Origin of the sequence: Bifidobacterium sp., from assembly GCF_050874245.1 — a bacterium.
GTDB lineage: Bacteria > Actinomycetota > Actinomycetes > Actinomycetales > Bifidobacteriaceae > Bifidobacterium.
The window spans coordinates 1-12452 of record NZ_JBNMKH010000058.1 but is presented as its reverse complement, the minus strand read 5'-3'; the positions used below and the strand labels follow the sequence as shown (position 1 = coordinate 12452).

At 57.5% G+C, this 12452-nt stretch carries 10 protein-coding genes; 6 read left to right on the top strand and 4 right to left on the bottom strand.

Features of this window, described 5'->3' with window-relative positions; genetic code table 11:
• Positions 1 to 389: 389 nt before the first annotated feature.
• Positions 390 to 641 (top strand): hypothetical protein, encoded by a 252-nt coding sequence (locus ACR0P8_RS07050; protein WP_432624413.1) that lies wholly within the window; start codon positions 390 to 392, stop codon positions 639 to 641.
• 162 nt (positions 642 to 803) lie between these two features.
• Here the strand turns inward: ACR0P8_RS07050 and ACR0P8_RS07045 are convergent, their stop codons facing one another.
• The gene (locus tag ACR0P8_RS07045) at positions 804 to 1583 is read right to left on the bottom strand and encodes a nitroreductase family protein (RefSeq protein WP_432624412.1); all 780 of its coding nucleotides are present in this window, start codon (positions 1581 to 1583) and stop codon (positions 804 to 806) included.
• Between the two features lie 120 nt (positions 1584 to 1703).
• The gene (locus ACR0P8_RS07040) at positions 1704 to 2081 is read right to left on the bottom strand and encodes a DUF4235 domain-containing protein (RefSeq protein ID WP_432624411.1); all 378 of its coding nucleotides are present in this window, start codon (positions 2079 to 2081) and stop codon (positions 1704 to 1706) included.
• Between the two features lie 124 nt (positions 2082 to 2205).
• Here ACR0P8_RS07040 and ACR0P8_RS07035 point away from each other — a divergent pair, with 124 nt between their 5' ends.
• Together ACR0P8_RS07035 and ACR0P8_RS07030 are read left to right on the top strand one after the other, a co-directional pair.
• Positions 2206 to 2910, top strand: coding sequence for a histidine phosphatase family protein (locus tag ACR0P8_RS07035; protein ID WP_432624410.1), 705 nt, complete (start codon positions 2206 to 2208; stop codon positions 2908 to 2910).
• Positions 2911 to 3283: 373 nt separating this feature from the next.
• A complete protein-coding gene (locus ACR0P8_RS07030) occupies positions 3284 to 4615 on the top strand; it encodes an ABC transporter substrate-binding protein (protein ID WP_432624409.1) in 1332 nt (443 codons plus the stop codon).
• Positions 4616 to 4944: 329 nt separating this feature from the next.
• Here the strand turns inward: ACR0P8_RS07030 and ACR0P8_RS07025 are convergent, their stop codons facing one another.
• A complete protein-coding gene (locus tag ACR0P8_RS07025) occupies positions 4945 to 5955 on the bottom strand; it encodes a LacI family DNA-binding transcriptional regulator (protein ID WP_432624408.1) in 1011 nt (336 codons plus the stop codon).
• Between the two features lie 364 nt (positions 5956 to 6319).
• Here ACR0P8_RS07025 and ACR0P8_RS07020 point away from each other — a divergent pair, with 364 nt between their 5' ends.
• Both ACR0P8_RS07020 and ACR0P8_RS07015 read left to right on the top strand, forming a co-directional pair.
• Positions 6320 to 7174: a carbohydrate ABC transporter permease gene (locus ACR0P8_RS07020; RefSeq protein WP_432624407.1), complete on the top strand. Its 855-nt coding sequence runs from the start codon at positions 6320 to 6322 to the stop codon at positions 7172 to 7174.
• Complete coding sequence (locus tag ACR0P8_RS07015; protein ID WP_432624406.1) at positions 7171 to 8013, top strand: carbohydrate ABC transporter permease; 843 nt, start codon at positions 7171 to 7173, stop codon at positions 8011 to 8013. The genes ACR0P8_RS07020 and ACR0P8_RS07015 overlap by 4 nt, the downstream gene beginning before the upstream one ends.
• Before the next feature lie 1121 nt (positions 8014 to 9134).
• Here the strand turns inward: ACR0P8_RS07015 and ACR0P8_RS07010 are convergent.
• Positions 9135 to 9737 (bottom strand): YesL family protein, encoded by a 603-nt coding sequence (locus ACR0P8_RS07010; protein ID WP_432624405.1) that lies wholly within the window; start codon positions 9735 to 9737, stop codon positions 9135 to 9137.
• A gap of 628 nt (positions 9738 to 10365) precedes the next feature.
• Here ACR0P8_RS07010 and ACR0P8_RS07005 point away from each other — a divergent pair.
• Complete coding sequence (locus ACR0P8_RS07005; protein ID WP_432624404.1) at positions 10366 to 12150, top strand: glycoside hydrolase family 13 protein; 1785 nt, start codon at positions 10366 to 10368, stop codon at positions 12148 to 12150.
• Positions 12151 to 12452 lie beyond the last annotated feature (302 nt).

Sequence of the window (12452 nt, the reverse complement as noted above, 5' to 3'; positions counted from 1 at the left end):
GGAGAGTAGCACGCCGCCGCTTTCAACGTTGGGGGTTCCCGTGGAGCAGCTTGCTCCGGGAACCCCATTTTTTTATCCCCATTGCTTTTTGCTTCCGGTTCTTCCGGCCGGACCGCATGCTGGCTCCCGGAAGGTCCTTTCTTATATTCCGTCCCTCTTTTTCTCCCTCTTCCGGTTCTTCCGACCGGACCTTCCGGCTTCCGGGGAATTCCTTCTTGTTTGTCCCCGTATGTCCCGGCCGTCGGATCGTCGTGGGCCTTTCGCCTAGGCCTCCCGGCCGGATCCTACGGATCCTTCGGGGATTCCTTTTCCTCCCGCGTTTCGTCTCCCTCCGGCCGGGCCCCAAGAATTTTCAGTCTTATCGAAGCGACTGCATACACTGATTTGTTATGCATTACTTCGTACCCAAGCGTTGTACCGAGTCGAACAAGATCATGTATCACGACAAGGCAACGGCCCAACAGGCCGCCGATCAGAGTTGGCGCGAACGCGGTACTGAACTCTGGGTATATCGCTGTGATTTCTGTGGTACCTGGCATCTCACGCATCGCGATCCACAGTCCAACTACACGTACGTTCCTTTTAACCAGCAACTCAAGCCGCATTCGCGTAAGAAGGGCTACAAGCCGCGTAGAAGATAGAAAAAGACCCGGCAGATGCCTCCAAAACGAATCTGCCGGGCCAATTTATTGGAATGCTTTATCGGAATGCATGGTATCGGAATACGCCGTATCGGCTCGTATCATGCTTATAAGTCATGCCAAAACGATTAGCTCATACGAGACGATTCAAGTATCGCGAGCTCAACGTTCCAAACGGAAACCCTGCCTCTTCGCCGGCGTGGCCACTGCCTTGGCATTCACGCTGTCATCGGTGGCGTTCGCCGCGACCTGGTCGCTGAACGCGTCCACCGGCCGTTCGGTATTACGCAGGTCGTAATACTTGTGCACCTCGGCATCGAACTCATCCAAGCCTGACAGCAACGTTTCGTCACTGTTCGGGTATTCGTTTTCGAAGAACTGCATGTTACGCGGCATGCGCGGCTTGAGTGTCGGCTCCTGATCCGGTTTGCCGATCGCCAATCCCAGCACGGGGTACGTGTATTCCGGCAGATTCAGCAAATCGATCAGCGCGGGAACATCGTTAAGCAGCGAGCCGAGAATCACACAGCCTAAGCCGAGCGAATACGCGGCCGTTTCCATCGCATGCAATGCCAAAACCGCATCGTTCTGCGCCTGGGTGTACCGATAGCTGCCGTTGAGCGTGAACGCGTCAGACGCCACTTCCACGCCCTTACGAGCGGCGATAGCGGCGTTGCGATGCTCATCCAGCACAAATACGTACAGCAGCGGCGCGGTCGCGACGTACGGCTGTCCTGCGATTTCGGCAAGGCGTTTTTTGATGGCCGGTTCGGTGATGCGGATGGCGGACCAATCGTTCAGGAATTGGCTGCTTGCCGCGTGCTGTGCCACGGTCTCCAGCGTCTCAACGACGTCGTCCGGCAGCGGCTTCGGCTTGAATTTGCGGATGGAACGGCGTTCCAGCAGGGTATCGACGGTTGCATTATGAAGAATGTTGCTCATACCGCCATTCTTCCCCTCGTGGAACGATTTTGCAAGAACGATTTTGCGATGCATTCATGCGATCGTCCGTGCTTCGGCAAACCATGTTTCGTCCGGCTGCGTGCCCCCTCGATACTTGCGTTACTTGCGCCGCGCCTGCCGCGCGTGCCGTTTGTCCACAATCGCCTTCGAACCGCGGTCGGATAGTTGCGCGACAAGCGAACCGAAAGCCGCGGAAGCTACTGTGAAAGCGATGCTGAGTGCCACTTCCGCCGCTTCATTCGTGGTGCCGTCGGCGCGGACGGACTTGCGTCCGACGCTTCGTTTCCACAGCATCTCGAACACTTTGCCGAACACCAGTCCAGCCAATGCGGGCGTCGCGGTCTTGAAGATCTTGTCTCCGAAGGAATCGGGGTCGTTCAGTCTCTGGTCACGCAACGCGTTCACCTTCTCGTCGACGGCATGCAGGGCCGCCACAGCGCGGTCCGCACTGGATTCCATGTCTGGCTTTTCACTCATGGCTCCAGTGTAACGCCTTGGCTGTGGCGATTGGACCGTCAGACTGGGGTGTGGACGGCTGCGTATGCGGAACACGTGATGGAATGAACGTGAAATCGCAGTCCACGTCGGCTAGAGTGGAGACATGACAGAAACTCAACTGGGAAGCAACGCGGCTTCCGCAATCGCCTCAGGTCGTTTGGTGCTGCTGCGTCACGGACAGACCGTGTGGAGCGAATCGGGGCAGCATACCGGCCGTACCAATATTCCGCTGACCGCTGTTGGCTGTGAGCAGGCACGTGCCGCCGGCGAACGGTTACGTGAGGCGTTTCCGCATGGTTTCGCGCCTGGTTGCATGTTCGCCAGCCCGTTGCGTCGTGCGCAGCAGACCGCTCAGCTTGCCGGATATGGCGATTTCGAAGTGCTTGACGCGATCGCGGAATGGGATTACGGCCGCGCCGAGGGTCGTACGCGCCAGGAGGTGAGCGCGGCGGGCGGTTTCGCTTGGGATGTGTGGCGCGATGGTCCGCGGTCGCTGCCTGAATCGCTGGAAGGTGACTGGGTGGAGACGTTGCCGGACGGCGAACGCGTGCCCGTGCACAATGGGCCCGGCGAAACGGTGGAGGAGGCCGCGGCGCGCACTCGCGAGGCGATCGCTGTGGTTGAGCCGCTGCTTGATGCCGGCAAAGACGTGCTTCTGGTGGCGCATGCGCACGTGCTGCGTATCCTGACGTCGCAATGGCTGGGCGTCGACCCTCATTTCGCGCGTCTGCTGAGGCTGGACACCGCGCATTACTGCGTGCTTGGCCGGTACAAGGGAGACAACGTCATCGAACACTGGAATTGCTGAGGGCGCAAAGTCTTAAGGCCGTGAAGTTTCGAACCCGTACGTCTCGAACGATCGAAGACGCTGTTTGATACGTGCGGATATGCTTGGAGCCCAAGCACCCTATATCCCCTTTTCCTGCGTGTGCAACGCTTTTCGCGCACAGGCGTGTCGCAAACGCTTTCATAAAGGCGATATGCCGAAAACTATTGAAAATAAAGGAATTATAGGGCGCGAACGATTTTTATTCGTGCAAAAAAAATGAAAAGTTCTGCCTACGTTTGCAAAAAGACGAATTTTGCGGCACAATAGAGCGTGTCAGAAATCGTGATGATGCGATTTCGCAAGATGTGACCCAGTGGAGGCTGGGAAACAGGAATGGAAAGAGAAAGGTTCGATGATGAATCGTACTATTAAAGCAGCAGTTGGCATGATTGCTATCGCGGCGATGTCCGTCGGTACTCTGGCGGCTTGCGGCGGCGGTTCCGATTCCGCTTCCGACAGCAAGGGCAAGGTCTATTACCTGAACTTCAAGCCGGAGTCCAATGACGCCTGGCAGAAGCTGGCCAAGGAATACACCAAGGAGACCGGCGTCGAGGTCAAGGTCCAGACCGCAGCATCCAACACCTACGAGCAGACCCTGAAGTCCGAGATCGCCAAGTCCGAGGCTCCGACCCTGTTCCAGGTCAATGGTCCGGTCGGCTACCAGAACTGGAAGTCCTACACCGATGACATGAAGGACACTGAGCCGTACAACCAGCTCATTGACAAGGACGTCGCGCTCAAGGATGGCGACAAGGTCGTCGGCGTGCCGTACGCCATGGAGACCTATGGCCTGATCTACAACAAGGATCTGCTGGCCAAGTACATCGCCACTGATGGCGCCAAGATCAAGGACGTCAAGGACATCGACAACTTCGACACCCTGAAGGCCGTCGCTGACGACATCCAGGCCAAGAAGGACCAGCTCGGCGTCAAGGGCGCGTTCACCTCCGCCGGCTTCGATTCCAGCTCCGACTGGCGTTTCAAGACCCACCTGGCCAACCTGCCGCTCTACTACGAGTTCAAGGATGACAACGTCACCAAGCAGCCGGCCACCATCAAGGGCACCTATCTGCCGGAGTACAAGAACATCTTCGACCTGTATCTGAAGGATTCCACCACCGAGCCGACCCAGCTGAGCTCCAAGACCGGTGACGACGCCACCTCCGAGTTCTCCCTCGGCCAGGCCGTGTTCTATCAGAACGGCACCTGGGCATGGTCCGACCTGCAGAAGAACGGCATGAAGGCCGATTCCCTCGGCATGATCCCGATTTACATCGGCGCCAAGGGCGAGGAGAACCAGGGTCTGGCCACCGGTTCCGAGAACTACTGGTGCATCAACTCCAAGGCTTCCGATGCTGACAAGAAGGCCACCAAGGACTTCCTGAAGTGGGTCATCACCAGCAAGGCCGGCATCAAGTCCCTGTCCAGCGACATGGGCTTCACCACCCCGTTCAAGTCCTTCAGCGACGTCAAGTCCGACAACCCGCTGACCCAGGCCGCTGTTGAGGATCAGAACTCCGGCAAGACCGCTGTTTCCTGGAACTTCACCATGATGCCGTCCGAAGAGTGGAAGAACCAGCTCGGCTCCGCCCTCCTCGAGTACGCTCAGGGCACCGGCGATTGGAACGCCGTGAAGACAGCCTTCGTGGACGGTTGGAAGACCGAGTACGACGCAGCCCACTGATCCCGCGATCCGGTGATTGATTCACTGATCGTGCCTGAATAGGCAATGGATCGGACCAATAACTGAATTACATGACCGCGGCCGAGAGTTTCTCCTTTCCTTCTCTCGGCCGCAGTCGTCTGTGATGGCAAAACGAAAGCCGCCACCGTGCATGTTTGCGCATGTTCACGGTGGCGGCTTTCGTTTATTTTCCATGTCCGTGCCCGTCATCCTCTGCCGTGCATGGGGTGGAACGGCCGGTCGCGATTACGGCGATCAATCGCAGTAATCGCCGTAATCGCAGGAATCGTAAGGATTTGCAGGGAATCGCAAAGCGATATTAAGCGGTACTACTTGCGCAGTCGTGCGGTGGTCGAACGTACGATCAGTTGCGCGGGGAACGTCTTGAACGGCTCGTCGATCGTCTGCTTCTCAATCAGCGCGAGTGTCATACGGGCGGCCTCCCGTGCCATTTCCACAGGCGTCTGCCGAATGGTGGTCAAGCCGAGGTCACGTGCGTAGGTGCCATCGTCGTAGCCGATGATGGAGATGTCGTTCGGCACCGTGAAGCCGTTCCGCTCCAACTGGAACAGCAGCGGAATCGCAATGCCGTCCTCCTGGCAGGCGATGGCCGTCGGCATGTGGTCGAGGCTCAGCAGCTGCGTCACGACCTTGCTGACGTTGTTCTTGCCTTCGTCGGTGACGAGTACGCGCGGCTCGACGCCGTTGGCATGGCAGCATTCCATGAACGATTCGAAACGTCCCTGCACACTGAAGTGCAGCGTCACCTCACGGTCGGTGCGGATGTAGGCGATATCACGGTGTCCAAGCGTCATCAGATGACGTGCCGCAAGTTCGGAACCTTGCTTGTCGTCGATGCGGACGGCCGCGTTGAAGCCGCGCTCCTCCGGAAGGCTGGAATTGATGCCGATGATCGGCACATCGACCGACTTGAGCTGCTTGATCTCGTTGCTGTCGATGTCGAAGGAGATGACGATCACCGCGTCCACGTTGCGGCGTACCGGCAGCATGTCGAAGAAATCGCTGCGCTCCTCGGTGCTGGACATCTGGTAGATGGAGATGTCGTAGCCCTCATCGTGGAAGACCTCGTTCAATCCCTCGATGATGGACGAGCTGAACCACAGATTGAGCCGGCCCGACACAAGCACCGCGATACGCAGCGCACGACCGGTCTTCAGCGCCGCCGCGGACCTCGAAATGGAGAAATTCAGATCATCCGCGGCCTTCATCACCTTGTCTCTGGTGGCCTGCGACACGAGATCTGGCCGCGTGAAGGAACGCGAGACGGTGGAAATGGAAACATGTGCAAGGCGCGCGACATCCTGGATACTGCTTTTCATCAAATCCCCCTGTACCGTGATTACGGAGAATAGTGTAATGGTACCGCACACCGGCGGTAAGACGCGTGTGCACGTTGCGGCATGCAACTGAATCATTACAAACGTTTTCATATATCGATTGAATCGATGATTCCGCGCTAAATCTAGGCTTTTTGAGACATAAATCCCCATATGACAACGTTTCATCTTTTGCATTGGAGGACATGCGAAAATGACAACGTTTGACATTTGCTGCGACGCTGCCTATCATGGCCGTGTAAGCACTGAGGGAATGGACAACAATGCTGTGGCTCGTTTCCTTGGGAATGGAATTCCATCCCGCGTTGGAGCGGTGCATGGAGTGGAGAAGGAAAGCAGGCAAGCTATGATCAGCATGGCTGGCAAAGCGATACGAAAGTGGTGGGCGTTATTCGCGTTGCCCACGTTCGTCGCGTTCATCGTCGGGTTTGTGATCCCGTTCATCATGGGTGTGTATTTGAGCTTCTGCAAGTTCACCACCGTCACCGATGCCGAATTCGTGGGTCTGAAGAATTACAAGAGGGCGCTCGCCGATAAGGAATTCCTGCATGCGTTGGGCTTCTCGACGGCACTGACCGTCGTTACGACCATCGTGATCAACGTGGCCGCGTTCGCCATCGCGTACATGCTGACCAAGGCCATCAAGGGATCCACCATCTTCCGTTCGGTGTTCTTCATGCCGAACCTCATCGGTGGCATCATCCTGGGCTATATCTGGATGCTGCTGCTCAACGGCGTTCTCGCCCACTGGAGCCGTGCGCTGACCTATAGCGCGACATACGGTTTCTGGGGCCTGGTCATTCTGGTCTGCTGGCAGCAGATCGGCTACATGATGATCATCTACATCGCCGGCATGCAGTCGCTGCCGACCGACGTGCTCGAAGCGGCCGCCGTGGATGGCGCGAACGGCACCCAGACCATGTTCAAGATCATCATCCCGCTGATGATGCCGTCGATCACCGTGTGCTCGTTCCTGTGCGTCACCAACGGCTTCAAGCTGTACGATCAGAACCTTGCTTTGACCAACGGCGCTCCGTCGAACATGTCCGAAGGCCTGGCAATGAACATCACCCGCACGTTCTACGGACGTATGGGCTGGGAAGGCGTCGGCCAGGCGAAGGCAGTGCTGTTCTTCATCCTGGTGGCCATCGTGGCGCTCATCCAGAACAAGCTCACCACTAGCAAGGAGGTGGAGGCATGAACTCCGGAGAAAAGGTCAAGCATGGTGCTCTGTGGACCGTGCTGTTCACGGTCGTCTCGCTGGCATGGATTTTCCCGATCCTGCTGGTCATCATCAACTCCTTCAAGCAGAAGGCGTACATTTCAAGCAGCACGTTCTCCATCCCTACCGGCAAGGCGTTCGTTGGGCTTGATAACTACACTCGTGGCATCGAGACCACGAATTTCTTCGCCAGCTTTGGCTGGACCCTGCTGATCACGGTCGGTTCCGTGGCCCTGATCCTGGTGTGCACCTCGATGTGCGCATGGTGGATCGTCCGCGTGAACAATTGGGCCGCGAAGCTGCTGTACACGCTGTTCCTGTTCAACATGATCGTGCCGTTCCAGATGGTCATGTTCACCCTGTCCAAGCTGGCCGACATGCTGAAGCTCAACACCCCGTGGGGACTGTGCTTCGTGTATCTGGGCTTCGGCGCGGGCCTGGCCGTGTTCATCTTCACCGGCGTGGTCAAGGGCATTCCGGAATCGCTGGAGGAATCCGCCATGATCGACGGCGCTTCCGTGCCGCGCATCTTCTTCCAGATCGTCGTGCCGATCATGAAGCCGTCCATCGTTTCCGTGGCCATTCTGCAGGCCATGTGGATCTGGAACGACTACCTTCTGCCGTACCTGACGCTCGACCTGAGCAAGTACAAGACCATCTCGGTGGCCGTGCAGTACCTCAAGGGCGGCTACGGTTCCGTGGATATGGGCGCCATGATGGCCTGCCTGGTCATGGCCATCATCCCGATCATCATCTTCTACCTGATCTGCCAGAAGTACATCGTCAAGGGCGTCATGGCCGGAGCCGTCAAGGGCTGAAAGTCCTTGGGGAGCAGCGCAGTGCGTTGCTCCCAGGCTCCGGCCTGAGCGAGGCGGTAGCCGAGCGAAGGTATCCTTGAGCCCACGCGTAACGCGGCCCTTAATTGCAGGGCCGAAGGCGGAGTCGTCAAGGGCTGAATCACTGTCCGGACGCTACTTGGGTGCGCTTCGGACGTTGGCCGACGCTAGCTGATCGGTCATCGGCCGGAAGCCGCCTTACATAGCCATTACGGGGCTGACTCAATGTCAGCCCCTTTTTCATGCCCATTTGCGTATATCCGTTCCGCTTCCCATGTCCGTCTATCTGCTTATATGCCAATCCGTTTATCCATCTATTCGTCTATATCTGCCTATCTGTTATCCATGCTTTCATACCCGTTTGTCCCATTTGCGGATTAATCGTGTCATGTGTGGATTATTCAGGTCGTGTGCGGATTAAATCGTGTCTTGTGTGGATTATTTAGGTCGTGTGCGGATTTCTGAACAAGTGTGTGGATTCCATAAACTGCCATTCCAGCTGTGTGTGGATTAATCGTGTTGTTTGCGGATTATTCCGAACCCGTGCGGATTCCTCGGTTTGTTTGTGGATTCCTTAGTTTGTTTGTTGATTGCTGAGCGCTTTTGTGGATTTCCCAAATCTTGTGCGGATTTCTAGACGTGTGTGCGGATTTTTTCGGGCGAAAATCGCTTTTCTAAATTACTATCGTCCGTAAATCGTTGAAATTTCAACGATTAAATTTTTAGAAGAATTTGTTTTCGTCGATTTTCATCCGCATGACTTTCGGATAATCCGCACACGTCTCCAGGAATCTGCACGGAGTTTTGATAATCCGCAAACGAGTCCGATTCATCCGCACGGGACAGGGGCAATCCGCAGACATTCCGAGTAATCCGCAAACATCCTTAGTGATCCGCACGAGGTTCGATTAATCCGCAAATGAGTGGTGGGCTGGTGAGCTTGTGGGGTTTGGGATGGGTTGTGTGAGGTTCGGTTCGGCTTGGGTTGTGTGGCTTGGGCTGGCTTGGCTTGGGTTAAGTGGATAGGGTTTGTGCGGGCTCGGGATGGGTTTTGTGCGAGATTGCTCGGGTTGGGTTATGTGGGATGGGGCGCTAAGGACGGATTATTGGGCGATGTATTTGCGGAATACGTGTTCGAGGATCGGCGAATGGATCATCAGCATGGTGCCGTAGCCCAGCACGAGTAGCAGGAACAGGCCTTGCGGCATGTAGAACCAGCTTCCGACGATCAGCGCGACGAACACCGCGTCAATCGCGACCAAGGCAAGCGTATGGCCGATATTGCTCACACCGAACACGAAAGCGTTGCCGAGCGTGCGCCAGAACGTGTTCTCGAAACGCGCCTGCAACGCCCAAATCCATTCGAAGCCGATCAGCCACACAATCGTCAGCGCGAACTTCGGAATAAGCAGTGGCGTGATTTGCAGAAAAATCCAAGAATAGACGCATAGCGCGCCGGTAATGCCGAAAATCAGCCAATAACCGGTCGATTTTGCAAAATTCGCGCGGAACGCCTTGAAATAATTGCGCGTAGCCGTGCCTTCCCCGGACAGCGTGCGGCGGGTCGCGTCATGACCGGCGGTCAGCGCGGCGCCGATCGTGATGATCGGAATGCTGGTGACGAGCATCAGAATATTGATCCAAATCGCGTCGATGGCGTCGCTGAGCCCGCGCATGAAACCGGAATCGGGGGAGAGGAACTTCATAATCGCCTTTCGTGTGGCATCGTGTGGCAAGTGCGTCAAGTGTGGCTTGCGCGGCGCCCGCATGGACGGCTCGCACGGCGTCCGCAGGGGACGGCTCGCACGGCGTCCGCAGGGGACGGCTCGCACCGCATTCGCATGGGACAGCTTGCGCGGCGCCCGCATGGCAACATATGCAAAACGTATGCAAACCGAATCTTCCGTAATTCTACTCGGCACGTGACATCTTGCCATGGTCTTTTTTCGAGATCGCTCGTCGCCGATGCATACACTGCATACACGACACTGCATACACGATACGTGCCGGCATATGCACCGGCGCACAGGCGGCGTACGTCTCCGTCGGGCGCTTTCGCGAAACGTTTCCGTCAGGCATTTCCGACAAACGTTTGACGTGTTGCAATGATTGCGATTCGGTTAGCGTTTCGCCGCCTCCGTTGTTATCGTTTTCATGTGACGGGGATGTACGCTCGGCAGCCGAAAACCTACTACGGTCGGGAATCCGCTACGTTCGGAAAGAAATCCGCTGCGGCAGGAAACCTACTGCGGTCGGGGGTAGAAAATCCGTCACGGCGGAAATCCGTTGCAGTCGAAAGACCATTGGGCCGAACAACCATGGGAAAGGGGAGTCATGACCGCAAACAACGCGCGCGACGATTGGTGGAAACAAGCCGTCGTCTACCAGATTTATCCGCGCAGCTTCAAAGACGTGAACGGCGACGGTTTGGGCGATATCGCCGGCGTCACCGAAAAGATGGGCTATCTGAAGAACCTCGGCATCGACGCGGTCTGGCTGAGCCCGTTCTACCCGTCCGATTTGGCCGACGGCGGTTATGACGTGATTGATTACCGCGACGTCGATCCGCGGCTCGGCACCATGGCCGATTTCGACGCGATGGCCGCCGCCGCGCACGAGGCCGGCATCAAGGTGATCGTGGACATCGTGCCGAACCATACATCCGACAAGCACAAGATGTTCCAGGAGGCGCTCGCCGCCGGTCGCGGTTCGGCCGAACGCGACCGCTATATCTTCCGTGACGGGCGTGGCGAGAACGGCGAATTGCCTCCGAACGACTGGCAGTCGCTGTTCGGCGGTCCGGCCTGGCAGCAGGTCGAGGACGGCCAGTGGTATCTGCATTTGTTCGCCAAGGAGCAGCCGGACCTCAATTGGAAGAATCCGGACGTGCATGAGGAATTCAAGAAGACATTGCGATTCTGGTCCGATCACGGCACCGACGGCTTCCGCATCGATGTGGCGCATGGTTTGGCGAAGGACCTTGAATCCACGCCTTTGGCCGATATGGATCCAGCCGCAGTGCAGTGTGTGCTTCCGGCGGATGGCTCGCTCAGCCCGCTGTGGGACCGTCCGGAGGTGCATGACATCTACCGCGAGTGGCGCACGGTGTTCAATGAGTACGATCCGCCGCGTTTCGCGGTCGGCGAGGCGTGGGTGAAGCCCGAATCTCAGCACCTGTACGCGTCCATGGACGAGCTTGGCCAGGTGTTCAATTTCGAGTTCGCCGAGGCGAATTGGTTCGCGGACGACTTCCGCGAGGCCATTGCGGACGGCCTGCGGTCGGCTGAGGAGACGCATGGCTCCACCACCACGTGGGTCATGAACAATCATGATGTGCCGCGCAGCCCGTCCCGTTTCGGCCTTCCGCAGGTGAAGGATGCGCCGTATCACCAGCTTGCGCACGATTGGCTGCTGCGCGACGGTTCCTCGTACCGGGAGGACCGCGAGCTCGGCACCCGTCGCGCTCGCGCGGCCGCGCTCATGGAGCTTGGGCTGCCAGGTTCGGTGTACGTGTATCAGGGCGAGGAATTGGGTTTGTTCGAGGTGGCGGACATTCCGTGGGATCGGCTTGAGGATCCGACGCCATTCAACACCCGTCGCAATTTCACCGACAAGGGCCGTGACGGCTGCCGTGTGCCGTTGCCTTGGAACGCCGCCGATTGCGGCCGTCCGGCCGATTGGAATTCCAATTTCATCACCGGTGGCACCTTCGGCTTCGGTCCGGCGCAGAAGGTGCGGAATGATGCGCAGGGCGATTCGGATGGCGATGCCATTGCCGACGCGCACCTTCCGCAGCCGGCTTGGTTCAAGGATTTCGCCGTCGATGCCGAGATGGCGGATGATGGTTCCATGTTGTGCCTGTACCGCAAGCTGTTGCAGTTGCGTCAGACGATTCTGACGGCGACCGGCGACACGTCCGCGCAATTGCTGGATGCGGACGATGACGTCGTCGCCTACTCCCGTCCCGCCACGGAAGGCCGTCGTTTCCTGTCCGTCACCAATTTCGGCGACGAGCCGGTCGCGTTGCCGGACGATGCGGTCGTCATCGCATGTTCCGTGCCGTTGACTGATGACGGAAAGCTGGATTCCGACGCTTCTGTCTGGCTGCTGCTTGGCTGATTGCTTGCTTGGTTGGATGCCCAATCGAGGTTGGGCATCCGCTTGGCTGGCCGGTAACGACACTTCCGTCCGGTTCGTCCAGTTTCCGTCCTTCCGCCTACGCAAGCTGTAAATCGACGGAAAAGCCCGGTTCCGCTTTGCCGAAACGTTCCGTAGAACGTCCTGACAAAGCCGAACCGGGCTTTGTTATGAGGAAAGGGGATAGGTAAGTCTGTTTTCGGCTTGTTACTTCTCTCCGTTCATGATGGCGGACAGCGATTGCACGCGAGGCAGGTCGAACACTTCGTCGGTGTGCACCACCT

Bases quoted from the DNA above. Each gene is read 5' to 3' on its own strand.
- ACR0P8_RS07030 (WP_432624409.1), top strand. From the start codon at position 3,284: ATGATGAATCGTACTATTAAAGCAGCAGTTGGCATGATTGCTATCGCG.
- ACR0P8_RS07015 (WP_432624406.1), top strand. From the start codon at position 7,171: ATGAACTCCGGAGAAAAGGTCAAGCATGGTGCTCTGTGGACCGTGCTG.
- ACR0P8_RS07020 (WP_432624407.1), top strand. From the start codon at position 6,320: ATGATCAGCATGGCTGGCAAAGCGATACGAAAGTGGTGGGCGTTATTC.
- ACR0P8_RS07035 (WP_432624410.1), top strand. From the start codon at position 2,206: ATGACAGAAACTCAACTGGGAAGCAACGCGGCTTCCGCAATCGCCTCA.
- ACR0P8_RS07050 (WP_432624413.1), top strand. From the start codon at position 390: ATGCATTACTTCGTACCCAAGCGTTGTACCGAGTCGAACAAGATCATG.
- ACR0P8_RS07025 (WP_432624408.1), bottom strand. From the start codon at position 5,955: ATGAAAAGCAGTATCCAGGATGTCGCGCGCCTTGCACATGTTTCCATT.
- ACR0P8_RS07045 (WP_432624412.1), bottom strand. From the start codon at position 1,583: ATGAGCAACATTCTTCATAATGCAACCGTCGATACCCTGCTGGAACGC.
- ACR0P8_RS07040 (WP_432624411.1), bottom strand. From the start codon at position 2,081: ATGAGTGAAAAGCCAGACATGGAATCCAGTGCGGACCGCGCTGTGGCG.
- ACR0P8_RS07005 (WP_432624404.1), top strand. From the start codon at position 10,366: ATGACCGCAAACAACGCGCGCGACGATTGGTGGAAACAAGCCGTCGTC.
- ACR0P8_RS07010 (WP_432624405.1), bottom strand. From the start codon at position 9,737: ATGAAGTTCCTCTCCCCCGATTCCGGTTTCATGCGCGGGCTCAGCGAC.